Source organism: Spongiactinospora sp. TRM90649 (assembly GCF_029382225.1).
Classification (GTDB): Bacteria; Actinomycetota; Actinomycetes; order Streptosporangiales; family Streptosporangiaceae; genus Spongiactinospora.
Genome location: NZ_JARLTC010000023.1, coordinates 1 through 26791, shown reverse-complemented (window position 1 = coordinate 26791; position 26791 = coordinate 1). Strand labels below are relative to the sequence as shown.

Genomic DNA, 26791 nt, shown 5'->3' with positions numbered 1-26791 from the left:
GATGGGGGCTCCCGGTCGTCACCGCAGGCTCTTGAGGTGGTCGATCACCGGGTCGAGGGCCCGTTGCAGATCGTGGAGCTGGTCGTCGGTGAGCCGGTCGATGAAGTGCTGGCGCACGCCCGCCACGTGGTGCGGGGCCACCCGCAGGATGGTCTCCCAGCCGTGGTCGGTGAGCACCGCGAACGTGCCGCGCCGGTCGTCGTCGCAACTCTCCCGCGTGACCAGGCCCGCGGCCTCCATGCGCGAGATCTGGTGCGACAGGCGGCTGCGGGACTGCACCGTCGCGTCGGCGAGATCGCTCATGCGCATTCGCCGTCTCGGGCTCTCGGAGAGGTTGACGAGGATCTCGTAGTCGTTGAGTGACAGCCCGAACTCGTGCAGCTCGCGATCGAGACGATGGGACAGGAGCTTGTGCGCGCTGAGATGGGACCGCCACGCCCGCTGCTCGATGGAGGTAAGCCAGCGGGGTTCGTCGGTGCTCATGACATGCAATCTATACGCAGGTGACCACCGGGGAGGGCCGCCTTGATGACCTTCCTGGGCCAGCGGGGACGGCCGTGCGGCGGGGGTTCACGGAGTGAACACGAAGGAGCGCCGAGCGGGAGAATCGGTGATCGCCGTCACCAGCACGTCGCCCTCCGCCCATTCGAGCAGATGCCTGCCCTGCCAGCGCAGCGCGCGGGCCACTCCCGGCTCGTCCAGCGGCAGCGCCGACAGGTCGAGCGACCGCAACCCCGCCAGCGTCAGCTCACCCCGCTTGACCAGCGACTCCTTGCGCACCCACTGGCGGATCAGGGCGCGGTTCCCGGTGACCACCGCGACCTCGCCGGGGGCGAGCGACTGCCCGGCCACGGCGTCGTCGAAGGGGCCGTCCGGCACCCGTTCCGCGTCCACGCCGACCTTCCCGGGCCCGGCCGCCGCGCACACGTAACCCCGGGTGTGCGTGAGGCTGACGCCGACCTCGGGGGCCTCGGCGAAGTACGGCCTGCCGTGGCCGGTGGCGTCGCAGTCGCCGCAGCGCTGCGCCAGCGTCAGCGTGCCGGGCGGACGGCCGAGCAGCTCGGCGGCGCAGTGCCGGGCCAGCAGATGGGCGGCGATGTAGTCGGCGCGGTCGGCCGGACGTCTCATGCGCGCCGCTCGGCCCCTTTCGGTCTCGGTGAGCAGCCGTTCGTCGCCGAGGGACCCGAGCGATGAGGTCGCCCCGGCCAGCACCACCGGATCGGTCACCGCCCCAGCCTAGGGCCGATCAGCGGACGATCCACCGCCCATCACTACTTTCCGGACTTTTCGCTCTTTTCTTGGGTATCGGGTCGCGCGGATTCCTCGGAACCGCCACCGGGACGGGTGACGCTCTCGTCGGCCGCGCCGATCGCGGTCACCTCGTCTATCCGCCACTTCCCGCCGAGCCGGACCAGTCGCATCTCCAGGTGCGAGCCGAGCACCCTGCGGGTGCCCATGGTGCCGTTGATCTGGGCGTCGGCCACCGCGATGGCGCGCGCCCCGCCCTCGGCGACGTCGGCCACGTAGACGTCTCTGACGGTCGCGGTGGCCGAGGCCCGCAACTTGGTGATCACGCTCTCCAGGCCGCCGGTGAACGCCTCGTCGTAGGTCCTGGCGAAGCCGTCGGCCGCGCGGCTCAGCACGCCGTTCCTGGCCGCCTGCAGGTTCCGGTAGTCGTAGCTGAGCAACGCCACGGCGAACTCGCCCGCGCCGGTGGCCACGGCCGCGCGGTCGGCCTTCTCCTCGGCCAGCCGTCCGGCCCGCGTCCACTGGATCACCCCGGCCGTGGCCCCCACGGTCAGCAACGCTCCTGCGACGGTCCAGGAGGCGTATCCGCGCCACCGCGCCCGGCGGCTCGGCGGGGCCCCGGGCTCCTGAGTCGGCTCGGGTTCGTCGGCTTCGGTGCCGGTCATGGTGATCGCTCCTGTTCGCGTCGGCGGATCGTACGGCCCGCGGTCAGCAGGCCCAGCAGGGCGCCGGCCGCCCCGGCGACCGCGAAGAACGCCACCGGGACGGTGACGGGGTCGGATTCCGGGCGGGCGGCCCTCACCTGCGCGGCCTTGCCGTCCAGCGGCCGGGTGGTGGAGGGCGTCTCGGCCGGAGGGGGAGGGCACGAACGCGGCCGGGGCACCGGGGGCGGCGGCAGCGGACGGCGATACTCCCCGGTGGCCCCCGGCCCGCCCGGCAGCCCGAAGGAGAACGTGGCCCTGGTGTAGAGGCCGCCCCGGGGATCGCGCTCGCCGGTGTCGGCCAGCAGCGCCTCGATCGTCGGCAGGGCGGTGATCAGTTCCTCGGCCGCGCGGCGGGTGGCCGTGGCGAACAGGTGCGCGCCGCCCGGCCGTCCGGCCGCCGTCAGCAGGCACGACAGGCCCGGCCGCGCCTCGGCCAGCAGGGCGTCCAGGCGTCCGAAGAACCCGGCCCCGTGGTCGATGAACGACATCAGGTCGGCCCGGGACTCGCGCAGTGTGCGGGCCACGGCGGAGAGGTCGCCGATCGCCGAGGCGGCCCGCTCCCGCCTGCCCGCCAGCGTGGCGGTCATCCTGGTCAGCTCCACCGCCAGGTCGTCCAGCAGCCCGGACTCCCGCGCCAGCGTCGCGGTCAGGTCATGGGCGTCGCCGACCAGGCCGCGCAGCGTCGCGGACCGGCCCGAGAGCCCCGTGGCCAGCTCGTGCACGATCGTGCGGGCGTCGGCGGGGCGCACGGCGTCGAGCAGCCTGCCCACGCCGTCGAACAACCGGCGGTAGTCGAGCGGCGCCGAGGTTCGTGCGCGCGGGATCACGTCGCCCGCCGCCAGCGGCGGCCCCGCGTCGGGCCCGCCCGGCGGCGACAGCTCGATGTACGGCTCACCGATCGCCGACCGCCGCCGGATCCCTGCCGACACCGCCCCCGGCAGGCGCACGTCCCGGTCGAGGTCCATGCCCACCACGACCAGCCCCGGAGCGAGCCGGACGTCGCCGATCGCGCCCACCCGCACGCCCAGGTAGGTCACGTCGAACCCGGTGACCAGCCCGGGGGAGGAGTCGAACTCGGCCGACACCCGGTAGGGGCGTTCCACGAAGCCCAGCGTGACGACGCTGGTGAACAGCCACACCGTCATCACCACGCCGAGCGCGGCGAACACCCCGAGGTTGACCCAGATCCGCGCCCTCATCCGGGCGGCTCCACGATCAGCCGGTAGTCGTCGGCGAAGGACTCCCGGCGCTTCTCCCCGCGCCGGCCACCGCCGAGGGGCAGGATCAGGCCGCGCAGCCACACGTAGATCAGCAACTGGCCGTTGGCCACGATCGGCGGCTGGTCCAGGAAAACCTGCACGCGGGCGGCCAGCTCCTTGAGGTCCTCCTTGCCGCGCAGCGCGGCGGTCGCGACGGCATCGAGGTCGGTCAGCAGCCGCCGCAGCCGTTCGGCGTGGCGGGGGTGGATCGTGGCGTTCACCTCGCGGGCCAGCGCGGTCAGGGCCGCCAGCGAGGTCTTCACGTGCCGCCGCCCGTGGACGAGCCGGTGGGTCGCCCGCCGCAGCCTGCCGGGCAGGCCGTCCAGCTCCGCGCGGCCCCCGGCCAGGTCGTGACCGAGCGCCGCCAGGCCGTCCACGGCGCGGGCGATGTCGCCCCGCGCCGCCGCGTAGGCGGCCCCCACCGAGGCCGTGCGCTCGATCAGCCGGTTGAGCTCGCCGCCCCTGCCGCCGAGCCCGGTCGCCGTGGCGTCGAGGATCGCGTTGACGTCCTGCGCGCCGAGCGCGTCGATCAGCGGCCCGGCCCGCTCGGTGACCTGCTCGATGCCGGGCTCGACGGAGGTCTTGCCGATGGTCGCGCCGTTCGCCAGGAACGGGCCGCGCACCAGGTCCGCGCCGCGCGGCGGGATCAGCCTGACGTAGTTCTCACCGAGCACCGAGGTCTTCGCCACGCTCGCGGTGGTGCCGAGCGGCACGCGGTGGCCGTTCCGCACGGACATGGTCACCCGCGCCCGGTGGCCGCTCAGGCCGATCCGCGTGACGCTGCCCACCCGCACGTCGGCGATCTGCACGCCGTGACCGGGGACCAGGCTCTGCGCGTCGTCGAAGGTGGCGTGCAGGGTGAGCGAGCCGGTGGGCGCACCCAAGGTGCGGAGCGCGTCGGCGGAGCAGGCGGCGAGCGACACGACCACGGCGACGGCCAGCGCGGCGGCGCCTCTGGGCGTGGTCATCGGCTCCGCTCCCACCGGCAGCCGCCCGGCCCGCCGGGCAGGCACGGCACCTCGCCCAGCCCCAGCGTCTCGAACAGCGGCGTCAGCCAGGCCCGGGTCAGCGGGCCCAGCGGGATCCGGACCCTGATCAGGTGATCGTCTCTGTCCCACGAGTCGATCACGTTGCCCGCGAATCTCCCGGCCCCTTCGACGGCCGCGGCGGCCGAGGCGCTGTTGGCCCGCAGCGTGAGCACCAGCTCGGCCAGCGCGGTGACGCCACGGGGCAGCCGCTCCCGGTACGACTCGATCAGCACGTCGCCGGAACGCACCAGGCGGGAGAGCCCGGAGACGAACCGGCGCAGGCGCGCTCGCTCGTCGGCCAGCGTGGCCGCGGTCTCGGCCACGGCGTCGATGACCTCGGTCACCTCCCGCTCGCGCCGGTTCACCCGGGACGCGATCCGGTGCAGGCTCCCGGCCAGCTCGACGAGCCGCTCGTCCTGCCCGGCCAGGGTGCGCGCCAGCCGCGCCGCCCCGCCCAGCGCCCGGTTGAGCGCCTCGCCACGGCCCGCGACGGCCTCGGCCACGGCGTCGCCCGCGCCGCTCACCCGCCGGGCGTCCAGCGCCTCGGCCAGCCGGGTGAACGCCTCCAGCGCCTCGTCGATCTCCACCGGCAGCGCGGTTCGCTCCAGCGGGATGACCGCCCCCGGCGCGACCGCCGCACGGCCGGGACGCCACGGCGGGTGCAGCGCCACCTCGCGCTCACCGAGGATGCTCCTCGGCGTGACGACGGCCCTGACGTCGGCGGGCAGCGGCACCTCGCCGCGGATGGTCATGTCCACGCGCACGCGGTCGCCCTCGGCCCTGATCCGCTCGACGCTCCCGGCGTCGAGCCCGAGGACCTTGACCTTCGCCTGCTCGTACAGCGCCGGGGTGGCCGCGAAGTAGGCGGTCAGCCGGTACGCCGGAGGCCCGCTCCCGCCCGGTGGCAGGGCACATCCGCCGAGCGCCAGGACCGCCGCGACCACCACCGCTCCGCGCGCCCTCATCGAGCGCCTCGCGGTCGCAGCAGCCCGAGCAGTTCGGGGTCCAGCGGCCCGAGTCCGGTGGCGATCGCGTCGAGCCACTCACCCCGCCCGCCGGTCGCGGCCAGGCCGGAGAAGGTCGGCCCGGCCCAGGCGAGCAGCGAATTGAGCGGCTCCCGCTGACTCTCCAGGCGTCCGGCCACGGCCGACACGTCGTCCACGACCGCGGCCAGGCCGCGCTCGTGCCGCCTGATCAGCTCCGACGTGCGATCCACCAGGTCGCTGCCGTCGCCGAGCAGCGCGCGCAACTCGTCGCGGCGCAGCCGCAGCTCGCCGAGCACCGCCCGGACGGCGGCGGCCAGACGACCGATCTCGCGGTCCTTGGCGTCCAGCACGTCCACGATCCGCTCCCCGCCCGCGAGCAGCGCGCGCAGGTCGGGGGCGCTCTCGTCGATCAGCTCCGACAGCTCCCCGACATTGCCGAGCAGACTCTCGATCCGGCCCCGCGCCACCGGCTCGACCCGCGCCAGCTCGCCGAGCAGACGGTCCACGGCGCCCGCGTCGAGCCCCCGGACGAACCGGGTGGTGTCGTCGAGGGCGTCGTTGACCAGCACCGGAGTGGAGGTGCGCGCGATGGGGATCGACCGGCTCGCCTCGGGCAGCTCGTCCAGGTACGGCGGCGCCGCCGGGCCGCTCAGCCGGACGTATCGCCCGCTCAGCAGGTTGGACAACGTGACCTCGGCCCTGGCCCCACGGCCGAGCCTGACCTGTTCGTCCACCCGCATGGAGATCACCACCCGGCCCCGCGCGTAGTCGGCCCGGACCCCGGTCACCTCGCCCGAGCGCACCCCCGCCACCCGGACGTCCTCCCCGCCACGCAGCCCGCCCGCGTCGGCGAGGACCGCCGTCACCGCGTAGCCGCGCTCGAACAGGCCGAGCGCCCCGGCCAGGAAGGTGCCCGCCACCACGGCGGCGAGCACGACGAGGGTGATCACCCCGACCGCGACCCGGTTGCGGTCCCTGAACGACTTCAGCGCCACTCAGCCACCTCCCACGAGCACTCGGCGCAACCCCGCCGCGTCGTCGAGCCGGGCGGTCGGGCGCGGCCTCGGCGGGGTCCGCATCGGAAAGGGGCACGGCACGGGAGTCGGCGACAGGCACGGCACGGCGGCGGTCGTGAACCGGCCCCGGCCGGTCACCTCGTAGGAGCGCCGCAGCGGTGGCGGGAGCGCGGCCACCACTCTCTCGATCCGGCCGATCTCGCGCCGGACGCCGCCGGTCAGCCCCGCCAGGCGGTCCACCACCGCGCCCAGTTCGCGCGCGTTGCCGCCGACGACCCGGCCGGTGACGCCGACCGTGGCCGACAGCTCCACCAGGGCGTCGTCCACCAGCTCGCGGTTGTCGGCGAACGCGCCGGTCAGCACCACCAGGTCGTCGATCAGCCCGGCGATCTGCCGGTCGCGGCCCGCGATCACGCCGGCGACCGAGGCGTAGTCCTTGAGCATCCCCCGGATCAGCTCCCGGCGGGAGGCCACCGTGCCGGTCAGGTCGTCGAGGTGACCGACCAGCGCCGGGATGTTCGCCTGGTTGCCGTCGAGCGCCTCGGCGGCGGCGGTCAGCAGCCGGTTGATCTGCTCGGGGTCCAGGCCGCGGGTGAGCGGGCCGAGGTCGCCGATCAGCTCGCCGATGTCCACTGCGGAGGTGGTCGAGCCGATCCGCGATCCGTCGCGCAGGTGGTCACCGGACCTGCCGGGCAGCAGATAGACCACCCGCCGGCCGATGGTGTCGCGCCAGCGGATCGCCGCCGCGCTGTCGGCGGGCAGCCGCACGTCCTCGCCGACCGCCATGGTGACCTCCGCCCGGCCGGACACCACCGCGATGTCCTCGACCTGCCCCACCGGCACGCCCGCGATCTTCACCTGGTCGCCCGCTCGCAGCCCCGACACGTCGTCGAAGGCGGCCCGCACCGTGTAGTGGCCGCCCATGGGGACGTGGGCGATCTGTCCGCCGATGACCGCGATGAGACCGGCCGTGACCGTGAGGAACAGCGCGAACCCGGCCAGCGGGCCCCCGCGCGCGATGCGTGCCCACGACCTCGCCATGTCACCTCGCCGCCCGGCTGGGACCGGCGCACAGGCCCAGGAAGGTCGCGCACAGGTCGGTGTCCAGGATCCAGGCGATCTTGAGCTGGTCGGCGCCGTCCGGGCCGTCGCCGGTGGTCAGGTCGCCGATCACGGGGATGATCCGGTTGGTGGTGCGCACGCCGTCGCCGGCCACGCCGAGCAGCGAGCGGACCAGCGCCACGGCGCGCTCGCCCGAGGACACCGCCGCCTTGAGGTCGGCGCGGCGGGCGCGCAGGCCGTGCGCGGCGAGCCGCGCGGTGGACTCCCACGAGGCGAGGATCGAGCGGACGCCGTCGGCGCGGGCGACCAGGCCGGGCAGCACCGCGCCGGTGTCGGCGGCGATGCCCACCACCTCGTCGCCCTTGTCCGACAGGGTGCCGGCCAGCGCGGCCGCGTCGGCCAGGAACCGCCGCGCCTCGGCCCTGCGGCGGTGGGCCACCCGGACCAGCGCGGAGGTGTCGTCGATGATCGCGCCGAGCTCGGCGCCCCGGCCGTCCAGGCCCCTGCCGAGCGTGTGGACGATGACCGAGACCTCGCGCGGGTCGGCCGCGCCGAGCACCCGGTAGGCGTCGGCCAGCGTCTCCGAGAGATCCCTGGGCCCCAGCGTCCGCGCGATCCGCTCGCCCGAGGCCAGGTACGGCCCGCCGCGCTCGCCCGGCCCCGGGGTGAGGGCGATGTACTTCGGGCCGAACACCGACGCCGGTTCGACGGCGGCGGACGCCGTCCGGGGCACCCGCACGCCCGGGGCCAGGCGCATGCCGATCACGGCGCGGCCGTCGCCGCCGAGGGCGATCGAGCCGACCCTGCCCACGGTGACCCCGCGGATCTTCACGGGGGAGGAGGTGTCGAGGCCCTGGCCCGCGCGGGGGAACGCGGCGGTCACCAGCACGCCCCGCGGGACGAACGTCTCGCGCACGAGCAGCGCCACGGCGACCGCCGAGGTCAGCGCGGCCAGCACGATCGGGACGGCCCACGCCCGGCGCGGCACCCGGCGTGGCCTCCGGCGTTCTTCACGGCCCGTCATCGCGGCCTCACCCGGTGAACCTGATCGTGCCGCCCTGCCCCCAGAACAGGTACGAGAGCAGCAGATTGAGGAGCACCACGGCGACGATCGACAGCCGGATCGCCCGCCCGGCGGCCACCCCGACCCCCACCGGCCCGCCCGTGGCGTTGAACCCGTAGTAGCAGTGGATGGTGACGACGGTGAACGCGAACACGGCCACCTTGGTCACGCTGTAGATCACATCGGTCACCGGGAGGTAGAGGGAGAAATAGTGGTCGTAGTCGCCCGGGGCCATGCCGAACAGTTCCGTGCACATCAGGCGGGTCGCGAAGAAACTGGAGAACAACGCGATCAGGTAGATCGGCACCAGCGCCACCAGCGCGGCGACCACCCGCGTGCACACCAGGTAGGTGAAGGCGTTCACGCCCATCACCTCCAGCGCGTCGATCTCGTCGGACACCCGCATCGCGCCCAGCTCCGCCGTGAACGCCGAGCCCACCTGCGCGGCCAGCGCGGTCGCGGCGATGATCGGGGTGATCTCCCTGACGTTGGCGAAGCTGCCCACCAGCCCCACGTACGACTGCGCGCCGATCGCCGACAGCCCCTGGTAGCCCTGCAGCCCGACGGTCGCGCCGACGAAGAACGCCATGGTGAACACCACGAACACCAGCCCGCCGCCGATCACCGTGGCCCCCACCCCCACGGCCACATCGCTGACCTGGCGCAACACGACCCTGGTGTGGCGCATCCGCAGCACGATGTCGCGGAACGAGCAGAAGAGCACCCGCCCCGCGAACACCGGCCACTCCGAGAGCACGCGGAACGGGCCCGCGTCCTCGACCGCCGCCATCACAGCGCCCTCGGGGGATAGGCGAGGAAATAGACCGTGGAGATCACGTAGTTGGCGGTGAACACCACCATGAAGGTCACGACGGTCGAACGGGTCACCGCCCTGCCCACCCCGGCCGGGCCGCTGTGGCACGTCATCCCGAAATGGCACGCCACCACCGCCGCGACGAACCCGAAGACCGCGGCCTTCAGCAGCGTCACCGCCAGGTCGGCGGGCACCAGCAGCGAGAACGCGCCGTCGAAGTACGCGCCCGGGGTCACCCCCTGCACGACGACGTTGAAGTAGTAGCCGCCCGCCGCCCCGGCTAGGATGACCAGCGGCACCAGCAGCACGGCCACCGTCGCCGCCGCCCAGAGCCGGGGAGTGACCAGGCGGTGGATCGGATTCACCGCCATGACCCGCATCGCGTCCAGCTCGTCGCGGATGTTGCGGGCCCCGATGTCGGAGGTCATCGCCGACCCCCCGGCCCCCGCGATCAGCAGCGCCGAGGCCAGCGGGGCCACCTCGCGGACCAGGCTCACCGAGACGGCGCTGCCCGTCACGGCGGCGGCGCCGAGCTGCCGGGCGAGGTCGCCCACCTGGAGCGCCACGGTCGCGCCCAGCGGCAACGCCACCAGCAGCACCGGCAGGCTCGTCACCCGCGTCAGGAACCAGCACTGCCGGACGAACTCCCAGAACCAGCCCCGGACATCCCAGGAACGGCGCAATCCCTCAAGCGCGACCACGGACATGTCGCCGACCTCGCCGAGCGCATCCCTGAGGTGCCGCACGCTGCGCAGCGTCATCACCACCTCGCGGTCGGTGAGCGGTCGTTGGCTAGCAAACCTTACTGACATCTCGTCTTTCGAGTCGAGTGTTCTTGTAAAGTTCCATGCGACGGCATGCCGATGGTGAGGGTTCTCTCATGGAATCCTCACGATCGCCCAATGCCGGGCACGGAGGCTGAGCACCGGTCGGCGCGGACGCGCGGCACTCGGACGATCAGGAGGCACGCATGCGTCTGACATCCCCGCGGCTCCTGCCGGCCGTCACGCTCGCGCTGGTTCTGGCCGCCGCGCCCTGGCTCACCGTCCGCGCGTCCCCCGCCTCGGCACAGGCCGTGCCGCAGGTCGCGGCGTCCGGCTCCGCCGCCCTCGACGACGACGGCGACGACGATGACGACGACCGCCCCCGGGCACGGCGCGGCACGTCATCCCGTACGGCGAGCGGCACATCCCGTCGTAAGGCCGGCACGTCCCGGACGAAGAGGAAGCCCGGCACCCGCACCCCGAGCCGCCGCCCGAAGTCCCCCTCGGCAGAACGAACCCCCGGCCCCGGCGGCCCGGAAGCCGACACCAGAGACCCACACGGCCCGCCGTCCGACGGCAAAGGGCCTCAAGGCCCGCCGTCCGACGCGACGGGGCTCCAAGGGCCGCCATCTGACGGGACGGGGCCCCACGGCCCAGCGCCTGATCCTGCAGGGCCTCAAGGCCCAGAGCCCGATGGCGCGGGCTCGGGCGGAGCACCCCTTCCTCACGGCGCCCCCGCCTCCCCGCCCGGCGCCGCGGGCGACCCCCGCTTCGACACCGCGAGCAGCGACAAGACCGACGGCACCGACCTGTCCCCGGTCCTGGTGATGCTCGCCCTGGCAGGCACCGGGGCCTTCCTCGCTGGAGCTCTGTGGCTGTCCCGCAAGCCCGTCATGAACGGCTGGGACGATCCCCAAGACCCCCAAGACCCCCAAGACCCCCAGGGCGCCCGAGGCGCCTCCACCCGAGGCCGCTGCCGCGGCACCCCAACCCCACCACCTCCCTCCACCCGCCGCGCCCACTGACCCGCGTCCAAGCGACAAACCTCACCCCCACCACCGCAGGCTCTTCCCGATGTCGGGCTTCGCCCCACGCTCGCGCCACCGACTCGATCGCCTTGATCGCCCGGCCAATGGCAACCGCCGAATCGCGGCACGCTGAGCGCGGTCTGCGGCGGCGCCGTCCTCCCCGGTGGGCGGCAACGTTCGCCGACCAGCCGGGCGCGGAGTCTCGCCGCGACCATGTTCAGCCTCTGACGTTGTGGTCCTGGTCGAAGTCGTCCGCGAGATCGCCTTGGTCACGGGGATTCCGCGATTTCCGGTAGCCGGAGGTCGACCTAATCGGGCTGCGTGCCACAGCCCAGTGAGTACCGCACCCATTCTGGATGGGCGTCGCCGACCTCGATATTGTTCTCATCGAGGCCGTTGGCGATGTTGAAGCGGCCCGTGTCGATGGTGTTCCAGCCGATCGACAGCTCGTCCAGCTTCGAGTGGCTGATCTCTATCTGGACGCCGTCGAAGTCCAAGACGACGGGGCAGTCGGCATACCAGTCCCCGTCCTCGATGAAACGCACGATCGCGAAGCCGGTCAGACGCCGCCCACTCAGGTCGGCAGGCGCGGTTCATGTTCCTTGCGGATGGCTTCGAGTCCGACGAGAAAGTCGGCTCGTAGCCGGAGATCCCCATCATGACAAGCAATTGTCCAGCGGCCAGGTGATCGCGGCCGGTCGGGGCGAGAACTGTTGCAGGAATGCCACCGCAGGGCGGGGACGGCGCTCGCGGCGGGATCGGGCTGCGGTGGAGGGAGCGGAGTTCACACGGTGCCTTCGCCGAACAGGATGTTCAGTGTTTCGGGCCGGTAGGGGCCGGGGTCGAGTAAGCGCGGCGATGCCGTCTCCAGCGGTCGGCGGGTGAAGTGCGCGAGGACATCTGCGATCACCTCCTGGAGGACCGGCGTCAAATAGATCTCTGTGGTGCTGAGGTGGGCGTGGCCGGGAACGCACTGCCCGTCGGTGAGCGGCACATCGGGGTCGCGCGCCATCCGGTAGGCGGTGTGGTAGTTGAGCCGCCGGAACGGCCGGCGCAGGGGCCGGCTCGCCCGACGTGCGCCAGATCGCCTGCCCCGTCAGTCATGGACCTTGAAGTCCCCGTGGCTCGTCTTGAGAATCGGCGCCGTGCCCTGGCAATCGTTGATCGGCGCGTTCATGAACCCCCACATCCAGTAGAGCCTGTCGGAACGGCCGTTGTCGTGCACGGTGAACGAGACCTTCTGGCCGGTGACGTCCGCGTTCTTCTCACCCGTAAGGTTCGCGTAGCCACGGGTGATAACGCCGGTGGCGACGGCGACCTCACCGCCCACCAGCAGACAGGTGATCTTCCCCTCGAACTCGGCGACGACGCCACCGGTCCTGCCCTTCCCGTGGAACACCTTGAAAGTCCCCTTTGTGGTGCCGGGTCCGCCACGGGCCTCGATCTGGAACTTCACCGGGTCCCCGGCCCAAGATCCGAACGACTTGGTCAGTTTGCCGCCCGCGGATCCGGACAGCCGTGGCCCAGCGGCGGAAGGCGCGGTTTCGGCGAAGGACGCCGTCGCCGCTGCGGTGATCAACGCGAGCGTGGCGGCCATTCCGGCGATTCCACGTCGTCCCCACGGCGCTTTCGTATCGGTCACGTTACGGCTCCCTCGGTGTATTGCGTTCTACGGTTCCGCCAATCTGTCATCGCGGGGGTGCGCTGGACGTCGTCGTCAGGTCTCGACGAGATCCTCCGGAGGTCGCGATCGGGGTCATCCCCAAGAGGACCGCGTTCGTGGCGAGCGGGAGTCGCCGCCCCGATGCCCATGATCGACCGGCAATCGACCGACCGTACGTCTCGGCGTCGCCGGAGACGACCGGCCTCGCTGTAGTCCCGGGGAATTTCCAATGGTTTTGCCTGACCTGCGGCGATAAAACGGGCTGGACGGTAGTCGCGAGCGTCTACGGGGGATCGATGCGGGTATCGGAATGACGCCCACCGTGGGGGCTTCGTGGCGCGGGGTCTCGGCGGGAAACGCGCGCGGTCGGGCACGCGCTCCGGCGGGAGCGGGAACACGGCTGCGCGGAAGGACGTGGGCGGGTATCAGCCCGGGTTCGGTGGCGCTGATGCCGACTGGTCCATGCCGGGGCGGATTTCCGTTGATTGTTGGCAGCCCGGAGTCTGTGACGAGCGGTCGGCGTTCACCAGGATCTTAGTAGCGGTCCTTACCAATCACTGAGAGGTGAGCGTTCCATGATGCGTACGGCAAGACGAGCCGCCGTGGTCGGTCTGATCGTCCTCGCCACGCTACTGCCCCTTGGGGCTGGGGCGTCCGCGGGCGTGTCACCGACCCGCGCTCCCGCCTCGGGCGGAGTGACCATCCTGGACTGGGATGACATTGCGCAGTATCCGAACACGCCCGAAGGCTGGGATGACTGCCATGCCGACGGCAAGCTGTGGGGCGGCCGGTACAGGTGCATTCTGCTGCTTTCAGGCTGGGTCGAGTTGCAGATCTGGAGGCCCTGACGGGTAGGCCCCTCTGCTCCCAAGGTGTCCGAGTGTGTCCAGTCGGCGCGCTGACGCCACCCGGTGGTGACGGGTTCATCTCGTTGGCCACTCCGAGTAGGCGCGTGGCCGATCCGGCGCGGTCGGATCGTGCCCGCGCTCTGAAGGCCGGGCACGATGGCGTGGACATCGCAGTAGTCGTCCGCGCGCGTAGGCGGGTGCATGAGGCCGGGGTGGTTCTCCCGGGTGGTGGGGAGGATGTCGGCCAGGTGGGGGCGGGCCACCTGGCCGCGGGCCTGGGATTAGCTGACGGGGCGCTTGTCCAAGCCGTAGCTGATGCGGCTGATGTACCACGGACCGCAGTTGGCGGCGGACCACAGGCCGGTGTTGGTGCGGACCCAGCCTCCGTCGCGGCGGCCGTTCTCGCACTGGACCCAGGCACGGAATTCGTAGGCCGGGCCGTCTGTGTCGCACTTGGCGGCGAAGCCGTTCGTGCCGCCGGAGGGGTTGGGGGTGCCGTAGTTGTACTGGCAGCCCAAGGCGGCGGTAGTGGCCGAGGCCGCGGGGGCGGTGAGCAGGGCGCCGGTGACGAAAGCGCCCGCGGCTAAGGCGATGGCAGCTTTTCTCATGGTTTGTGCCTCCTTGAGTGGGATCGACCGTGATCGCACTCATGATCGAGATCCACGGGGAGGCGCGCATACTAGCCTCAGAGATACATAAGTGTTACCTGTCGGGAAGTGGTTCCGGAGCGAGCAGGCCCATCGGACTGGAACGGCGTGCGCGCCGCCGACATCTTCTTCGAGCTCCACGAGCGGCTGGCCGACCCGGCCCACCGGTTCGCCGGGAGCGCCCTGCGGGGCGCGTAGGGCGGCGCGCTCCCCGATCTCAGGAGTGGAGGAGGGTGGACATCCAGCCTTCCAGTTCGTCGGGGTGGCGGGGGAGCGCGGCGGACATCAGGCGCGCGCCGGAGGCGGTGATGACGAGGTCGTCCTCGATGCGCACCCCGATGCCGCGGAACTCGGGCGGGAGGGTCAGGTCGTCGGGCTGGAGGTAGAGGCCCGGCTCGACGGTGAGGACGTTGCCCTCGGCGAGAACGCCGTCGAGGTACGTGTTCGCGCGGGCCTTGGCGCAGTCGTGCACGTCGAGGCCGAGCATGTGGCCGCTGCTGCAGAGGGTGTAGCGGCGGTAGACGCCGCTCTCCGGGTCCATCGCCTCGTCGGCGCCGATCCGCAGCACGCCCCACTCGCGCAGGCCCTCGGCGATGACGCGCATGGCCGCCTGGTGGAAGTCGCGGAACCGGGCTCCTGGGCGGAGCGTCTCGATCGCCGTGTTCTGCGCCTCGTAGACGAGCTCGTACACCTGCCGCTGGATCGGGCTGAAACGGCCGGAGAGCGGGAGGGTGCGGGTGATGTCGGCGGTGTAGAGGCGGTCGGTCTCCACCCCGGCGTCCAGGAGCAGCAGGTCGTCGGGCGACATTCGGCCGTCGTTGCGGATCCAGTGCAGGACGCACGCGTGGGCCCCGGAGGCGGCGATGGTCTCGTAGCCGGTGGCGTTGCCTTCCAGGCGGGCGCGGAGGCCGAAGACGCCTTCGACGTAGCGCTCGCCGCGCGCGTGGCGGAGGGCGGCGGGCAGCGCGCGGACGACGTCTTCGAAGCCTCTGCTCGTGGCGTCCACGGCGAACTGCAGTTCGGCGATCTCCCAGTCGTCCTTGACCAGGCGCATCTCGGCGAGGTGGGTGGCGAACTCCGCGTCGGCCTCGTCGCGGGCCCAGGTGGCGGCGTCCACCGACGTGTCCACGCCGCGCAGCACCCGGTACGGCACGCCGTCGCCCGCCAGCGCGCGCGGCAGCTCGGCGAGCGGGGCGCACTCGACCTGGAACCGGGCCTCGGCCTCGGCCAGGTCGGGCCGGCGGCCCACCCAGAACTCCCCGTAGCGCCGGTCGCGGTAGAACTCCTGCCCGGCCGCGCCGGGGGCGGAACGGGGTGAGCGGGGGCGGAGGAACAGCGTCGAGGCGCCGTCGCGGTCGATCACGAGGACGTCGTCGGGCTCCTGGTCGCCGGTGAGGTAGGTGAAGGCGCTGTGCGGGCGGAACCGGTAGTCGCAGTCGTTGCTGCGGGTCTTCAGGTTCCCGGACGGGATCACCAGCCGCTCGCCGGGGAAGCGTTCGGCCAGGGCCGTGCGGCGCTTGGCCGTCCAGGCGGCGGCGGGCGCGGCCGACGGGGCGGCGGGGGCCATGGCCGTGGCGTCCCATTCTTCGGCCATGAAGGCGGCGAGCGCGTCGGACACGGGCAGGTCGTGGCTGCCGGTGTTGAGGGCGGCGTTCTCGGTCATCGGCTCCTCGCAGCGCGATGGCGTGGCATGTCACGTGGTAAGTGGTATTTCACGTTGCAGTGCGATCAGTCTAGAGCTTGGCGGGCCTCAACGGTTGCTGTGAACCCGGCATCCCCGGCGATGGAACCCTTGACGTGATGCGGTCACGGCCTGTTGCCTGAAAGTGCCGACCGGTGGGCTGCGACGCGTGTGGCGAGGGACGCATGCGGAGAGCCGGCGCGGGGGATTGAGTCCGTTACCTGCGGAGGTGATGTCGATGCTGATCGGTTCGATCCTGCGAGGCAAGGGCACCGAGGTCGCCACGGTGCCACCCGGTGCGACCGTGCGCGATCTGCTGGAGGTTCTGGCCGAGCGGAACATCGGTGCGGTGGTCGTGTCAGAGGACGGTTCGACCATCGTCGGGATCGTGTCAGAGCGCGATGTGGTCAGGCGCCTCAACGAACGCGGCGCGGAGATCCTCGGCGCCCCCGTCTCGTCGATCATGACCACCGAGGTGCGCACCTGTGCGCCGGACGCGAACGTGGACGAGCTGCGTCAGACGATGACCACGCACCGCATCCGCCACGTGCCCGTCGTGAGCGACGGGCGGCTGGCCGGGCTGGTGAGCATCGGCGATGTCGTGAAGAGCGCGATCGAGGAGCTGCAGACCGAAAAGGCTCACCTGGTCGAGTACATCCACCGCTGATTCTGTCCCATTTGCCGGATTTGGTCCGCCCATACCTCCGGGTATGTCCGATCCTTCGAGTCTGCCTTGATGGTTTGCGTTGCACCCGGATGGGCCTTTTCGGATGGTCTCTACCCCGGTGGGCGATGATCCGGTGCGGGGTTCGGCCCGCTCGACGCAAGCGGGCCGTGTCCCCTATCCCCCTGTACTGCGGGGTTTTCCGGTCTGTAGTGATCTATGTGGTTAAGGTTGTCGATTTTCCCGACATGTCGGTGTGGAAACTGCTATGAAGATACGCGGCCAAGATTTCTGACAGAGAGGGTCATCATGAGCCGCGGATCGCCTGATCCGTCCTACGACGGTCACCGCGAGCCTGACCATGAGGAGATCTGGGAGCAGACCGGGGCTCTCGACCCCGAGTGGTCGGCCGACGCCGCGGGCTCCACGGAGCACGGCGACGGCGACGTGCTGTCGGATGGTTGGGACCCGGAGGGCGAGGAGCCTCAGCCTCCTCCCGAGGGGTCCGACGACTCCCTGCACATCAAGACCGGCGTCCACATGGCCCTCGATCCGAGGCTCCTGTCCGACGACAGGGAGTGGACCGAGGGCGAACGCTGGGACGAAGGCTCCGAGGAGTCCCAGGAGTGGGAGCGGTCGCAGCGCGGCGGCGAGTGGGACAAGACCCACCACGCCGACGGTTGGGACGAGTCCGAGGAAGGTCAGGGCACCGAGGAACGGCGGGGATTCCTCGGCGCCGGGTGGCGCGACAGCCGGAACGCCGAGCCGGTGCTCGACGTCGAGGACGACGAGGAGGACCGTCCGCGCAAAGGCAAGGGCCTGCTGATGGTCGCGGCGGTGACCGTCGTGGCCGCCACCGCAGGCGGCTGGATGCTGTTCGCCTCGCTGGGTGACTCCTCCGACCCGTGCTCCACGGCCGCCACCTGCGCGTCCGTGGGGCGTGCCGACACGCCCACCACCGCCCCGGCCACCGCGCCGACGGAGGAGGAGAGCGAGACGGCGCTGGAGCCGGACGGCACGCCCACGCCCGGTTCCTCGGCGACGTCCCGGGAAATGGAGCCGCAGGAGCAGGTGACCACGCACCCCACCTCCGCGCCCACCCGCACGGCGGCGCATCCCTCGCCGACCAGGAGCAGGCAGCCCACGCGGGAGCCGCAGGACCAGCAGGGACCGGACGAGCAGCCGGCTCCGAGGGAGAGCCTGCGGCCCAAGCCGAAGACGACCACCTCGGTTCCGCTGCCGCCGCCGAGCAAGTCGCAGGCGCCGCCGACCCAGGCTCCTCCCCAGGAGCCTGACCGGCGCGGTGGCCTGCTCGACTGGCTGTTCTGAGCGTCACCGCCACCCAGAACAGTGACGCGGGGCCCGGCTCAGGCCGGGCCCCGCGTCTTGTTCGATCGGGGTCAGGGGGCGCTGATCGGGCTCGGCGGAGGGGTCGGAGGCGTGATGCAACCCGGGTCGCCCGGGCCGCGCGGGACCGTGACGGCGTTCCAGGCGGCCGAGGCGGCCGGGCACTCAGAGCCGCCACCGCCGTAGAGGGCGAGGACGGATTGCGCGGCGCTGCTGCGGGCGTCCGTGTAACGCCAGCCGCGGGTCTTGCGCATCAGGGCGCCCATGTAGACGAGCGCGGCCTTGCGGATGCCGATGCCGGGGACCGGTGGCACGTCGCCGATGCAGATCGGGCTGTCCGGCTTGCCCCCGCCCGGGTTGCTGCCCTCGGCGAGCAGGTAGAACCAGTGGTTGAGGGGGCCGGCGGCCGCGTGCACCTCGGTGCTGGGAATCGACGCGGAATAGCAGTTGGGGTCGCCGCGCAGGGACGGGTTGTACATGGAGCGCAGGTAGGGGCCGCCGACCAGGTCGCCGACCTTCTCGCCGATCGTGTAGTCGGGGATGTCCTTCGGATTGGCGGCGAAGTGCTCGGTGAGCGTGCCGATGATGTCGGCGGTCCCCTCGTTGAGCCCGCCGTTCTCGTTGCCGGAACCGGCGCCGCCCGGCGAGTTCTGGAAGACGACGTGGCCGTACTCGCGCCCGACCAGGTCCAGCGGAGTGGCCGGCCTGCCCTGGCGTATGCGTCCGAAGACGATGTAACCGCCGAGGTAGCCGCCGGGACCCGTCAGGTTGGGGTCGTAGCGGGCGGGGATCGCCCTGCCGCTGCCGTTGTGACCATAGCGGCTCATCCAGTCGCGCTGCATGTCCCAGTTGCGCTGGGCGCCGTACATGATGTCGACGCACGCGGCGAACATCTCCGCGGACGGGTTGCCCGGCCAGGGCGACGGCTGCTTGGCGAAGATCAGCGGCTGGCCGTTGACCCCGCCGCACTGGAGACCGGGGCGGGTGGGGTCCACCATCCGGTAGCTGCCGTTGGACTCGGAGATGTCGATCTGGACCTGGCCGTTGTGGTATCCCCTGGCGGTGATCCGCACCGGCCCGTCGGCGGTCGCGCCGGCCCATGCCGCGGACGGCACGGCGGTGACCGCGACGCTCATGGCGGCGCTCACGGCGATCGTCGCCGCGCCCGCCCGTCTTCTTGTTGACCTCACGTTGCTCCTCCCGGCTGGAACACCCGCTGTCGTGGACTGGACGGTAAGAGCGGCCTGATCACCTGTCCACATCCCAAAATGGTCATAATCCCGACATAGTGGACGCGTTTTACCCCTCCTGGCGTCGGCGAACGGCGTACTGTCGCGTTGTGACGCATTCGCCGAGCGGCCTGGGTCCCCACGTCGTCCTGGTTCCCGACCTGGGCGAGGAACTGGCCTCGGCGGTGCGGGGGCTGGAGGTGTCACTGCTCGCGCTGCGCGCCGCCGAGCGCGCGGGCGCCGGGCTGCCCGGCCCGCTGGCGGACGGCGTGGCCCTCGGAGCCCTGCGGCGCCTGTGGCGGTCCGTCGCTCCCACGCAGGGCCGCCGCGCGAACGCCGCCCGTCTTGCCGGACGGCTGTTCGCCCCCGGCCGCGCCGCCGAGCACGTGCCGCTGCGCCTGGTGGACATCGACCCGCTGGACGTGGTGACCCTGTCCGCGGCCGCCGCCGTCCTCGGGAGGAGCGAGGTCGTCGTGCGCGAGGCGCTGGAAAGCGTCCGCGCCGGTCATGAACGAAGCGGAATGGAGGAGTCCGGGCCTGCGTCGGTGGCCGCGCGGTTCAGCGGGATGCTCGACCTGGCCGACACCGCCGAGTCGGTGCTGCTGCGTGAGCGGCTGGGGGCCGCCGGTCCCGGCGCCGATGTCGTGCTGACCCCCGCCGAGGAGGCCGCCTACCGGGCCACGCTGGACCGCATCACCACCATGTGGACGGCCTACGGCTCGCCGCGCTGAGCCCCCACCGGAGAGCGGTCCGCCGCGTCCCGCGCACCCCCCATTTCCACCCTGCGGTCGGCCCACCGGTCGAGCAGCACCGCGTCGTGGCTGATCGCCAGCACCCCCGCCCCGGCGCGGCGGCGGTAGTCGTTCACCACGCCGACCAGATGCGCCTGCGTGGAGGCGTCGAGCATCGTGGTCATCTCATCGCAGATCAGGTAGCGCGGCTCCAGCGTCAGCGCTCTGGCCAGGCAGGCCCGCTGAAGCTGTCCCTCGGAGACCTCGTGCGGGCGGCGGGTCAGCAGGTCGGCGGTCAGGCCGGTCTCGCGGGCCAGCTCGCGCACCCGCGCGGGGTCCGGGCGGCCGTTGGCGGCCAGCGGCTCGGCGATCACCTCGGTGAGCGTCAGGCGCGGATCGACGGCCTGGCGCGGCGACTGGTAGATCAGCGCCACCCGGATGCGCAGCCGCCGGTCGGCCCGCTGCCGCCAGCGGCGCACGGGCGCGCCGTCCATCAGGACCTCTCCGGAGTCCGGCCGCAGCATCAGCGACAGCACCCTGGCCAGGGTGGACTTGCCACATCCGCTCGGCCCGCCCAGGCCCGTCACCGTGCCCGGCTCGATGGCCAGGGACGCGCCCGCCAGGGCGGTCCTGCGCTGGTAGGCGACGCTGACGTCGCGGGCCTCAAGCATCGGCGGTCTCCATCGGGTGGTGGCAGGCCGCGCCGTCCATGAGCGCGGGAGGCGCCGGAAGCACGGGAAGCGCCGGGCGCACGGCGCAGGCGTCGTCGGCGCGGGTGCAGCGGGGGCGGAAGGCGCAGCCGTCCGGCAGCGCGGTCAGCTCCGGCGGCAGGCCGGGCACCGGCGTGAACTCCCGATCCGGCTGTGCGGCGACGAGGCCTGCGGTGTACGGGTGGCGGGGCCGTGCCAGCACCCGCGCCGCCGGGCCGATCTCCACCAGGCGGCTCGCGTACATCACCGCGATGTCGTCGGCGACCCGCTCGGCGGCGCGCAGGTCGTGGGTGATCAGCAGCACCGCGCGGCCCTCGTCGCACAGCTCCCGCAGGGTGGCCATCGCCCGTTCGACCAGCGGCCGGTCCAGCCCGCTGGTCGGCTCGTCGGCCAGCACCAGCCACGGGTCGCCGGCCAGGGCCATCGCGTTGGCCACCCGCTGGGCCATCCCGCCGGACAGCTCGTGCGGGTAGCGGTCCAGGTCGGCGGGCCGCAGGCCGTGCCCGCTGACCAGGTCGTCGGCGTCGCGCGCCGAGCCCAGTTCGCGCAGCGCCTCGGTGAGCTGGGCGCGGGCGGTGCGGACGGGGGTGAGGTGGGTGGCCGGGCTCTGCGGGATCAGCCCGATCTCCCGGCCCCTGACGCGCCGCGCCAGCACGTCCGGGGCGGCGGAGAGCAGTTCGAGGCTCCCGCCGTCGTCCTCCAGCCACACCTGGCCGGAGACGGTCGCGTTGCCCGGCAGCAGGCCGAGCAGCGCGTGGGCGAGCACCGACTTGCCGCATCCGGACTCGCCGACCAGGGCGAGGCAGCGGCCTGGCCGTACCTCGAAGCTCGCGTCGCTGACGGCCCGCACCGTCCCGCCGGGGATCCGGAAGGTCACCGTCAGGTCCTCGGCCCGCAGCAGTCGCCCGCTCACAGTTCCAGCTCCGATCGGCGGCGGGGGTTGAGCCGGTCCCGCAGCCGCTGCGCGAGTACCGCGACGGCGAGGGTCGGCACCAGGATGAACAGGCCGGGCACCAGGCTCGGCCACCACGCGCCGGTGAGCAGCGACCGCTGGCCGTCGTTGATCATGTTGCCCAGCGACGCCAGGTGCGGCGGCAGGCCCAGGCCGAGGAAGCTCAGCGCGGTCTCGTGCCAGATGGCGTGCGGGACCATCAGCACCGTGGCCAGCAGCAGGTGGGGCAGCAGGTGTGGCAGCAGGTGGCGGCGCACCACCCGCGTACGGCTCGCCCCGCCCGACACCGCGGCCTCCACGAACGGCCGCGACCGCAGCGACAGCACCTCCGAGCGCACGATGCGCGCCGCCGTCGTCCAGTGCGTCACGCCCACCGAGACCACCACGGCCGTGGGGCTCGGCGCGAAGAGCGCCACGATGAAGATGCCGAACAGCAGGTGCGGCAGCGCGTTGAAGCCGTCCACCACGCGCATCAGCAGCCGGTCGGCCAGCCCGCCCAGGCTGCCCGCGGCCAGTCCCACCAGGCCGCCGATGATCAGGCTGACCAGCGCGGCGACCAGGCCGACCAGGAAGGACACGCGCAGCCCGTAGATCGACCTGAGCAGCAGATCCCTGCCGACCTCGTCGGTGCCGAGCGGGTGGGCCAGGGAGGGCGCCTGCCCGGCCGCGCGCAGGTCCACCAGGCTCTGGTCGAGCTGCGCGATCGGCGGGACGAGCAGGACGGCCAGCCCGAGCACGACCAGCGCCGCGACCGCCAGACGCGTCCCCATCTACGCCACCCCCAGGGTGCGCACGCGCGGGTCCGCGACGGTGTAGGCGATGTCGGCCAGCAGGTTGCCCGCCAGCACCGCCACGGTGCCGAGCAGGGTCAGCGCGGCCAGCAGCGGGAAGTCCACCGCCAGCGCGGCCTGCACCGACGTCCCGGCCACGCCCGGCCAGGAGAACACGGTCTCCACCAGGATGGCCCCGGTCACCAGCTCGGGCATGCGCGCGCCGAGCAGGGTCAGGAACGGCAGCAGCGCGGAGCGCAGCGCGTGCCGGATCAGGACGGTCCGCTCGCGCAGCCCGCGGGCCCGCGCGCCGATCACGAAGTCCTCGCGCAGCGTGCCGATCACCGACTCGCGCACGTAGAGGACCAGCCAGGAGGACTGGGAGACGGCCAGCACCGCCACCGGCAGGACCATGTGCGCCGCAACGTCGCCGAAGGCGACCGTGGTGGAGGCGGCGTCGGTGAGGCCGCCCGCGGGCAGCCAGCCCAGGGTGACCGCGAACACCGAGATGGCCAGCAGCCCGAGCCAGAACACCGGTGCGGCCTCGTTGGCGAACGCGCCGCCGACGATCACCCGGTCCAGCCAGGAGCCGCGCCGCCAGGCCGCGATGGTGCCGACCACCAGGCTCCCGGCGAACATGAGCACCAGGGCGGAGCCGGTGGCCAGCAGGGTCCAGCCCAGCCGCTCGCCGATGATCTCGGCGACCGGCCGCTGGAAGGAGCGCGACTCGCCCAGGTCGCCGCCGACCAGGTTGCCGAACCAGGCGGCGAACTGTTCGAGCACCGGGCGGTCCAGACCCCAGTTGGCCCGGATCCGCTCGGCGATCTCGGGGGAGGTGACCAGCGCGCGCTCGCCCAGGTACTGGCGCACCGGGTCGAACGGGGACGCCTGGGCCAGTGCGAACATGACGATGGTGACGATCACCAGCAGCGGCACGGCGAACGCGATCCGCCACGCCACCATCCGCAGGACGGCTCTCACGCGGTGGGCTTCCAGGTGTGGATCGTGGCGAACAGGCCGCCGGTGGCGTGCTCGTGGGCGTCCACGCCGGGGACGATCCCGCTGTAATCGCCGCGGATCACGTAGACGTGCTTGAGGAAGACGAGGTAGGTCCAGGGCTGGTCGTCGTGCAGGATCTTCTGGACGCCGCGGTAGGCGCGCTCGCGCACGGCCGGGTCCGCCGACTCCCTGCCCTCGTCGAGCAGCCGGTCCACGTCGGGGTTGTCGTAGCGGCCCGGGTTGAAGAAGCCCTTGCCCGCGAAGGCGGAGTGGAACATCTCGTAGTTGATGTAGTCCGGGTCGTACGGGGTGCCGTACCCCATCATCAGGGCGTCCTTGGACATCCTCGGCTCGATGGCGTCCCAGTCCAGCCCGGCCAGTTCGACGGCCAGGCCGACCCGCTTGGCGTCGGAGGCGACGGCCAGCGCCAGTTCCTTGCGCAGGGAGTCGCCCGCCGGGTACATGAGGGTGAAGGCGGCGCGGGTGCCGCCCTTCTCCCTGATGCCGTCCTTGCCGGTCTTCCACCCGGCGGAGTCCAGCAGCCGCTTGGCGGCTTCCGCGTCGGTACGGCCGGTCACTTCCGGGTTGTGCCAGGTGGTGTCCGGGGAGACCGGCCCGTACGCCGGGGTGCCCGCGCCCACCAGGATCGAGTCCACCATCGCCTGCCGGTCGATGGCCAGGCTCATCGCCTGGCGGATCGCCCGGTCGCCGGTCACCGGCTCGTTCATCGGCCAGGAGATGCCCCGGTAGTCGGCGCTGTGCACGTCGAAGACCGACAGTCCCGCCTGCCCGCGGAACCCGGCGGCGGCCCTGGGGGGCAGCACGGTCGCGTCGAACTCCCCGGCGCGCAGACGCGTGGCGCGCACGTTGTCGTCGGGGGCGAAGGCCAGGACCACCCGGGTGAGCGCGGGGGGGCCGCCCCAGTAGTCCTTGTTCGCCTCCAGCACGATCTTGTCGCCGGGCGTCCAGGACGTGAACCGGTACGGCCCGCTGCCCACGGGCTTGGTCTTCTCCAGCGTTCCCTTGGGCACGATGCCGAGCGTGGCCCGCTGGGCGAGCGGCGCGTAGGGGTGCTTCAGCCGGAAGACGACCTTCGCGGGGTCGGGGGCCTCGACCGACTCGATGGCGCTGTAGTCGCCGCGGATCGGGGAGTTGTTCTTGGGGTCGAGCAGCGCCTCGTAGGTGTACTCGACGTCCTCGCTGGTGAGCGGCTTTCCGTCGTGGAACCTCACGTCCTGGCGGAGGGTGAAGGTGACCGTCCGGCCGTCCTTGGAGACCTCGGGGGCGGCGGTGGCCAGCGACGGCTTGAGCGTGAGGTCGGGGGAGCGGGTCATCAGCCCGTCGAATATCATCGACCCGCCGTCGGGGGAGAAGCCCAGTACCGGGCTGAGGTTGTCGAACTCCGAGCTGAGCCCGACGACGAACGTGTCGTCGGCGCCGCCCGTGCCGCCCGCCGTCGCGGCGGGGCCCTGGGGCGCAGAGCAGGCAGCCGTGGCTAGCACGCCAAATGCGACAGACAGTGCGATCAGCCGCTTCATTACAGAAACCCTCCGAGGTCTGGTCAGACCGGACCCTAACGAGAATCTCTTGTAGTTGCAAATAGCTCGCAATAAGCTGCCCCGTAGACTCTTGCTCGTGAAGCTGAAGCTGGACCTGCATCCCATCTACAACCGTGGCGGCGAGATCGACAAGGCGCTGCGCGGGATCATCGACGAGGCGATCCGGAAGAAGGCCACCGAGGTCGAGATCATCCCGGGCAAGGGCTCGGGTCAGCTCAAGAAGAAGGTCCTGCGTTTCCTCGACCAGAAGGAGATCAAGGCCCTCTACCACCGCATCGACAAGGACGCCAAGAACCACGGCAGGCTGTTCGTCTACTTCCGTCACCGCTGACCCCGCAGGGCGGTATGACCCTGGTCTGCCATGTCCGCCGAAAAACTAGGTAAGGGCCGGATATGGCGCGGGCCTGGTGTCACGTCCAGCGTGCCCCACGAGTGGTGGGCTGTCCCAGTACGAGCTAACTGAGCGAGTCGCTGGAGCAGCCCATGGGACAAATACGAGCGATCGCCGCGACCGCGCTTGCGGGCGCGATGGTGGTCGTTGGAGCGGTGCAGGCGGAGGGCGCGGCTCGTGACCCGCGGGTCTCCGACGGCCACAAGGTGGCCGCGTCGCCGGTACAGGATCCGGCCGCGACGCTGGCCTACTGGACCGACGCGCGCCTGGCCGCCGACAACGACCCGGTCCCGGCGGTCGGGACCAGCGTGCCGCGCCCGCACGCGCCCGTCCGGCACGAGCCGGTCAGGCACGAGCCGAACCGGACGCACGAGGACCGGCAGCAGGCCGACGAGCGGGGCCGCGAGGCACGAGAGGACGGCCGGCCGGACGGCGTGCGCCAGGTCCGCGCCAACCCGCGGGAGACACAGCAGGTGCGCCGCGCGCTCGACAGGGTGCAAGGCCTGAAGGAGCGCAAGACCAGAGAGGTCCTGGCCACTCGGGGAACACGTCCCAGGGCCTTCGTCGCCGGGGAGACCCACGCGCCGAACCCGGTCAAGACCCGCGTCCTCACCAAGGGCGGCGACAGCCGGGGCTACGCCCGCTGGCCCACGCCGTACTCGGCCGAGGTGCGGTCGCGAATCACCGGCAAGCTGTTCTTCCACGACGAGACCACCGACGCCGACGCGTTCTGCAGCGCCAGCGTGGTGCGCTCGCACAGCCGCAGCGTGATCCTCACCTCCGCGCACTGCCTGGTGAGCCGGCAGGGCACGTGGAACAGCCGGATCCTGTTCATTCCGGCCTTCCGCGAGTCCGGCGGCCGGGTCGAGCGGCCGCTGGGCCGCTGGGCGGCGACGCAGGCGTTCGTGCCGCGCCGCTTCCTGGAGCCGGGCGCGGGCTTCAACCAGGACATCGGCCTGGTCGCGCTCGCCCCCGACTCGCACGGGCACCGGATCCAGGACGTCGTGGGCGCGTTCACGCCGTTCCTCAGCCGTACCGGTGAGAGGTTCCCGCCCGTCACCAACCTGGGCTACCCGGCCGGCGGGCCGTACACCGGCGGTCTTCTGTACCGCTGCGACGCCCTCGTCTTCGACGACAACAACCGCGACTCCAACAGCCTGCTGACCACCCGCAACTGCGGTGTGGCCAGGGGCAACGACGGAGGTCCGTGGATCACCCGGTTCCCGAAGGGCCCGCCGCCGCCGCGGCCCGAGCCGGTGTGGTGGGTCGAGGAGAAGGGCTTCCCGGGGCGGGCGGGGGACTGCCGCATGGCGGCGCCGCCGCGCCACAACCCGTGGCACGTGATCGCGGTGGTCAGCTTCGGCGAGACCGACCCGAGGAGATCGTTCGCCGTCCGGTTGCACGCGACGACGTACGGCATCCTCGCCGGTCCCGCCGATCGGGCCGGACTGCGGGCGGCCGGTCAGGACCACCGCCTGGCCGATCCCGTCTCCGCCCCCTGCGGCAGGAACTGACCAGGCGGCGGGGGGGGGGGGGGGGGGGGGGGGGGGGGGGGGGGGGGCCGGGGCCGCCGCCGGGGGGGGGGGGCGGCGGCGGGGGCGGGGCGCGGCGGGGCCGCGGCGGGGCGG

The 26791-nt window shown here is 72.4% G+C and carries 29 protein-coding genes; 7 read left to right on the top strand and 22 right to left on the bottom strand.

What is annotated here, in order from left to right; translation table 11 throughout:
* Positions 1-18: 18 nt before the first annotated feature.
* The 11 genes from P3X83_RS25220 to P3X83_RS25170 form a co-directional block, all read right to left on the bottom strand.
* On the bottom strand, positions 19-483 hold the full coding sequence (locus P3X83_RS25220) for a MarR family transcriptional regulator (RefSeq protein ID WP_277307682.1): 465 nt from the start codon (positions 481-483) through the stop codon (positions 19-21).
* Between the two features lie 87 nt (positions 484-570).
* Positions 571-1227 (bottom strand): phosphopantetheinyl transferase-like protein, encoded by a 657-nt coding sequence (locus P3X83_RS25215; protein ID WP_277307681.1) that lies wholly within the window; start codon positions 1225-1227, stop codon positions 571-573.
* 44 nt (positions 1228-1271) lie between these two features.
* Complete coding sequence (locus P3X83_RS25210; protein ID WP_277307680.1) at positions 1272-1913, bottom strand: hypothetical protein; 642 nt, start codon at positions 1911-1913, stop codon at positions 1272-1274.
* Positions 1910-3151: an MCE family protein gene (locus P3X83_RS25205; protein WP_277307679.1), complete on the bottom strand. Its 1242-nt coding sequence runs from the start codon at positions 3149-3151 to the stop codon at positions 1910-1912. Before P3X83_RS25205 ends, P3X83_RS25210 begins: the two co-directional genes overlap by 4 nt.
* A complete protein-coding gene (locus P3X83_RS25200; RefSeq protein ID WP_277307678.1) occupies positions 3148-4179 on the bottom strand; it encodes an MCE family protein in 1032 nt (343 codons plus the stop codon). Before P3X83_RS25200 ends, P3X83_RS25205 begins: the two co-directional genes overlap by 4 nt.
* Positions 4176-5204: an MCE family protein gene (locus tag P3X83_RS25195; protein WP_277307677.1), complete on the bottom strand. Its 1029-nt coding sequence runs from the start codon at positions 5202-5204 to the stop codon at positions 4176-4178. The genes P3X83_RS25200 and P3X83_RS25195 overlap by 4 nt, the downstream gene beginning before the upstream one ends.
* Positions 5201-6220 (bottom strand): MlaD family protein, encoded by a 1020-nt coding sequence (locus P3X83_RS25190; protein WP_277307676.1) that lies wholly within the window; start codon positions 6218-6220, stop codon positions 5201-5203. Before P3X83_RS25190 ends, P3X83_RS25195 begins: the two co-directional genes overlap by 4 nt.
* Complete coding sequence (locus tag P3X83_RS25185) at positions 6221-7282, bottom strand: MCE family protein (protein WP_277307675.1); 1062 nt, start codon at positions 7280-7282, stop codon at positions 6221-6223.
* A gap of 1 nt (position 7283) precedes the next feature.
* Positions 7284-8327: an MCE family protein gene (locus P3X83_RS25180; protein ID WP_277307674.1), complete on the bottom strand. Its 1044-nt coding sequence runs from the start codon at positions 8325-8327 to the stop codon at positions 7284-7286.
* A 7-nt stretch (positions 8328-8334) separates the two neighbouring features.
* Positions 8335-9156 (bottom strand): ABC transporter permease, encoded by an 822-nt coding sequence (locus P3X83_RS25175; protein ID WP_277307673.1) that lies wholly within the window; start codon positions 9154-9156, stop codon positions 8335-8337.
* Entirely contained in the window at positions 9156-9941 is a 786-nt protein-coding gene (locus P3X83_RS25170) for an ABC transporter permease (RefSeq protein WP_277307672.1), read from the bottom strand. Before P3X83_RS25170 ends, P3X83_RS25175 begins: the two co-directional genes overlap by 1 nt.
* Positions 9942-10150: 209 nt before the next feature.
* On the opposite strand from P3X83_RS25170, the gene P3X83_RS25165 reads away from it, so the two are divergent.
* Entirely contained in the window at positions 10151-10969 is an 819-nt protein-coding gene (locus tag P3X83_RS25165; protein WP_277307671.1) for a hypothetical protein, read from the top strand.
* Positions 10970-11280: 311 nt separating this feature from the next.
* Here the strand turns inward: P3X83_RS25165 and P3X83_RS25160 are convergent, their stop codons facing one another.
* The 3 genes from P3X83_RS25160 to P3X83_RS25150 all read right to left on the bottom strand — a co-directional run bounded on the left by P3X83_RS25160 (position 11281) and on the right by P3X83_RS25150 (position 12614).
* Positions 11281-11517 (bottom strand): hypothetical protein, encoded by a 237-nt coding sequence (locus P3X83_RS25160; RefSeq protein ID WP_277307670.1) that lies wholly within the window; start codon positions 11515-11517, stop codon positions 11281-11283.
* A 239-nt stretch (positions 11518-11756) separates the two neighbouring features.
* Positions 11757-11984: a hypothetical protein gene (locus P3X83_RS25155; RefSeq protein WP_277307669.1), complete on the bottom strand. Its 228-nt coding sequence runs from the start codon at positions 11982-11984 to the stop codon at positions 11757-11759.
* An 84-nt stretch (positions 11985-12068) separates the two neighbouring features.
* Positions 12069-12614 (bottom strand): hypothetical protein, encoded by a 546-nt coding sequence (locus P3X83_RS25150; RefSeq protein WP_277307668.1) that lies wholly within the window; start codon positions 12612-12614, stop codon positions 12069-12071.
* 623 nt (positions 12615-13237) lie between these two features.
* Here P3X83_RS25150 and P3X83_RS25145 point away from each other — a divergent pair.
* Positions 13238-13483, top strand: a complete 246-nt coding sequence (locus tag P3X83_RS25145) for a hypothetical protein (RefSeq protein WP_277307667.1) — start codon at positions 13238-13240, stop codon at positions 13481-13483.
* 281 nt (positions 13484-13764) lie between these two features.
* Here the strand turns inward: P3X83_RS25145 and P3X83_RS25140 are convergent, their stop codons facing one another.
* A complete protein-coding gene (locus tag P3X83_RS25140) occupies positions 13765-14091 on the bottom strand; it encodes a hypothetical protein (RefSeq protein ID WP_277307666.1) in 327 nt (108 codons plus the stop codon).
* 256 nt (positions 14092-14347) lie between these two features.
* A complete protein-coding gene (locus P3X83_RS25135) occupies positions 14348-15793 on the bottom strand; it encodes an aminopeptidase P family protein (protein ID WP_277307665.1) in 1446 nt (481 codons plus the stop codon).
* Positions 15794-16049: 256 nt separating this feature from the next.
* Here P3X83_RS25135 and P3X83_RS25130 point away from each other — a divergent pair, with 256 nt between their 5' ends.
* Together P3X83_RS25130 and P3X83_RS25125 are read left to right on the top strand one after the other, a co-directional pair.
* A complete protein-coding gene (locus P3X83_RS25130) occupies positions 16050-16478 on the top strand; it encodes a CBS domain-containing protein (protein WP_277307664.1) in 429 nt (142 codons plus the stop codon).
* 306 nt (positions 16479-16784) lie between these two features.
* Positions 16785-17804 (top strand): hypothetical protein, encoded by a 1020-nt coding sequence (locus P3X83_RS25125; protein WP_277307663.1) that lies wholly within the window; start codon positions 16785-16787, stop codon positions 17802-17804.
* 71 nt (positions 17805-17875) lie between these two features.
* Here P3X83_RS25125 and P3X83_RS25120 read toward each other — a convergent pair whose 3' ends face one another.
* Entirely contained in the window at positions 17876-19012 is a 1137-nt protein-coding gene (locus P3X83_RS25120) for a M4 family metallopeptidase (RefSeq protein ID WP_277307662.1), read from the bottom strand.
* A 149-nt stretch (positions 19013-19161) separates the two neighbouring features.
* On the opposite strand from P3X83_RS25120, the gene P3X83_RS25115 reads away from it, so the two are divergent.
* Complete coding sequence (locus P3X83_RS25115; RefSeq protein ID WP_277307661.1) at positions 19162-19782, top strand: hypothetical protein; 621 nt, start codon at positions 19162-19164, stop codon at positions 19780-19782.
* Here the strand turns inward: P3X83_RS25115 and P3X83_RS25110 are convergent.
* Genes P3X83_RS25110 through P3X83_RS25090 form a run of 5 tightly spaced genes read right to left on the bottom strand, consistent with a single transcriptional unit; the run spans position 19764 to position 24715 of the window.
* On the bottom strand, positions 19764-20453 hold the full coding sequence (locus P3X83_RS25110; RefSeq protein ID WP_277307660.1) for an ATP-binding cassette domain-containing protein: 690 nt from the start codon (positions 20451-20453) through the stop codon (positions 19764-19766). The genes P3X83_RS25115 and P3X83_RS25110 overlap by 19 nt on opposite strands.
* Positions 20446-21405: an ABC transporter ATP-binding protein gene (locus P3X83_RS25105; protein ID WP_277307659.1), complete on the bottom strand. Its 960-nt coding sequence runs from the start codon at positions 21403-21405 to the stop codon at positions 20446-20448. The genes P3X83_RS25110 and P3X83_RS25105 overlap by 8 nt, the downstream gene beginning before the upstream one ends.
* Positions 21402-22214: an ABC transporter permease gene (locus tag P3X83_RS25100; RefSeq protein WP_277307658.1), complete on the bottom strand. Its 813-nt coding sequence runs from the start codon at positions 22212-22214 to the stop codon at positions 21402-21404. Before P3X83_RS25100 ends, P3X83_RS25105 begins: the two co-directional genes overlap by 4 nt.
* Positions 22215-23195 carry an ABC transporter permease gene (locus P3X83_RS25095; protein WP_277307657.1) on the bottom strand — a complete coding sequence of 327 codons (981 nt, stop codon included), beginning with the start codon at positions 23193-23195 and terminating at the stop codon, positions 22215-22217.
* Positions 23192-24715: an ABC transporter substrate-binding protein gene (locus P3X83_RS25090; protein ID WP_277307656.1), complete on the bottom strand. Its 1524-nt coding sequence runs from the start codon at positions 24713-24715 to the stop codon at positions 23192-23194. The genes P3X83_RS25095 and P3X83_RS25090 overlap by 4 nt, the downstream gene beginning before the upstream one ends.
* Positions 24716-24848: 133 nt before the next feature.
* Here P3X83_RS25090 and P3X83_RS25085 point away from each other — a divergent pair, with 133 nt between their 5' ends.
* Together P3X83_RS25085 and P3X83_RS25080 are read left to right on the top strand one after the other, a co-directional pair.
* Complete coding sequence (locus P3X83_RS25085; RefSeq protein WP_277307655.1) at positions 24849-25103, top strand: Smr/MutS family protein; 255 nt, start codon at positions 24849-24851, stop codon at positions 25101-25103.
* Between the two features lie 152 nt (positions 25104-25255).
* A complete protein-coding gene (locus P3X83_RS25080; RefSeq protein WP_277307654.1) occupies positions 25256-26677 on the top strand; it encodes a hypothetical protein in 1422 nt (473 codons plus the stop codon).
* The last annotated feature ends 114 nt before the right edge of the window (positions 26678-26791 follow it).

Bases quoted from the DNA above. Each gene is read 5' to 3' on its own strand.
- P3X83_RS25130 (WP_277307664.1), top strand. From the start codon at position 16,050: ATGCTGATCGGTTCGATCCTGCGAGGCAAGGGCACCGAGGTCGCCACG.
- P3X83_RS25180 (WP_277307674.1), bottom strand. From the start codon at position 8,327: ATGACGGGCCGTGAAGAACGCCGGAGGCCACGCCGGGTGCCGCGCCGG.
- P3X83_RS25140 (WP_277307666.1), bottom strand. From the start codon at position 14,091: ATGAGAAAAGCTGCCATCGCCTTAGCCGCGGGCGCTTTCGTCACCGGC.
- P3X83_RS25080 (WP_277307654.1), top strand. From the start codon at position 25,256: ATGGGACAAATACGAGCGATCGCCGCGACCGCGCTTGCGGGCGCGATG.
- P3X83_RS25220 (WP_277307682.1), bottom strand. From the start codon at position 483: ATGAGCACCGACGAACCCCGCTGGCTTACCTCCATCGAGCAGCGGGCG.
- P3X83_RS25175 (WP_277307673.1), bottom strand. From the start codon at position 9,156: ATGGCGGCGGTCGAGGACGCGGGCCCGTTCCGCGTGCTCTCGGAGTGG.
- P3X83_RS25125 (WP_277307663.1), top strand. From the start codon at position 16,785: ATGAGCCGCGGATCGCCTGATCCGTCCTACGACGGTCACCGCGAGCCT.
- P3X83_RS25205 (WP_277307679.1), bottom strand. From the start codon at position 3,151: ATGAGGGCGCGGATCTGGGTCAACCTCGGGGTGTTCGCCGCGCTCGGC.
- P3X83_RS25100 (WP_277307658.1), bottom strand. From the start codon at position 22,214: ATGGGGACGCGTCTGGCGGTCGCGGCGCTGGTCGTGCTCGGGCTGGCC.
- P3X83_RS25210 (WP_277307680.1), bottom strand. From the start codon at position 1,913: ATGACCGGCACCGAAGCCGACGAACCCGAGCCGACTCAGGAGCCCGGG.
- P3X83_RS25155 (WP_277307669.1), bottom strand. From the start codon at position 11,984: ATGGCGCGCGACCCCGATGTGCCGCTCACCGACGGGCAGTGCGTTCCC.
- P3X83_RS25170 (WP_277307672.1), bottom strand. From the start codon at position 9,941: ATGACGCTGCGCAGCGTGCGGCACCTCAGGGATGCGCTCGGCGAGGTC.
- P3X83_RS25110 (WP_277307660.1), bottom strand. From the start codon at position 20,453: ATGCTTGAGGCCCGCGACGTCAGCGTCGCCTACCAGCGCAGGACCGCC.
- P3X83_RS25200 (WP_277307678.1), bottom strand. From the start codon at position 4,179: ATGACCACGCCCAGAGGCGCCGCCGCGCTGGCCGTCGCCGTGGTCGTG.
- P3X83_RS25165 (WP_277307671.1), top strand. From the start codon at position 10,151: ATGCGTCTGACATCCCCGCGGCTCCTGCCGGCCGTCACGCTCGCGCTG.
- P3X83_RS25195 (WP_277307677.1), bottom strand. From the start codon at position 5,204: ATGAGGGCGCGCGGAGCGGTGGTGGTCGCGGCGGTCCTGGCGCTCGGC.
- P3X83_RS25135 (WP_277307665.1), bottom strand. From the start codon at position 15,793: ATGACCGAGAACGCCGCCCTCAACACCGGCAGCCACGACCTGCCCGTG.
- P3X83_RS25185 (WP_277307675.1), bottom strand. From the start codon at position 7,282: ATGGCGAGGTCGTGGGCACGCATCGCGCGCGGGGGCCCGCTGGCCGGG.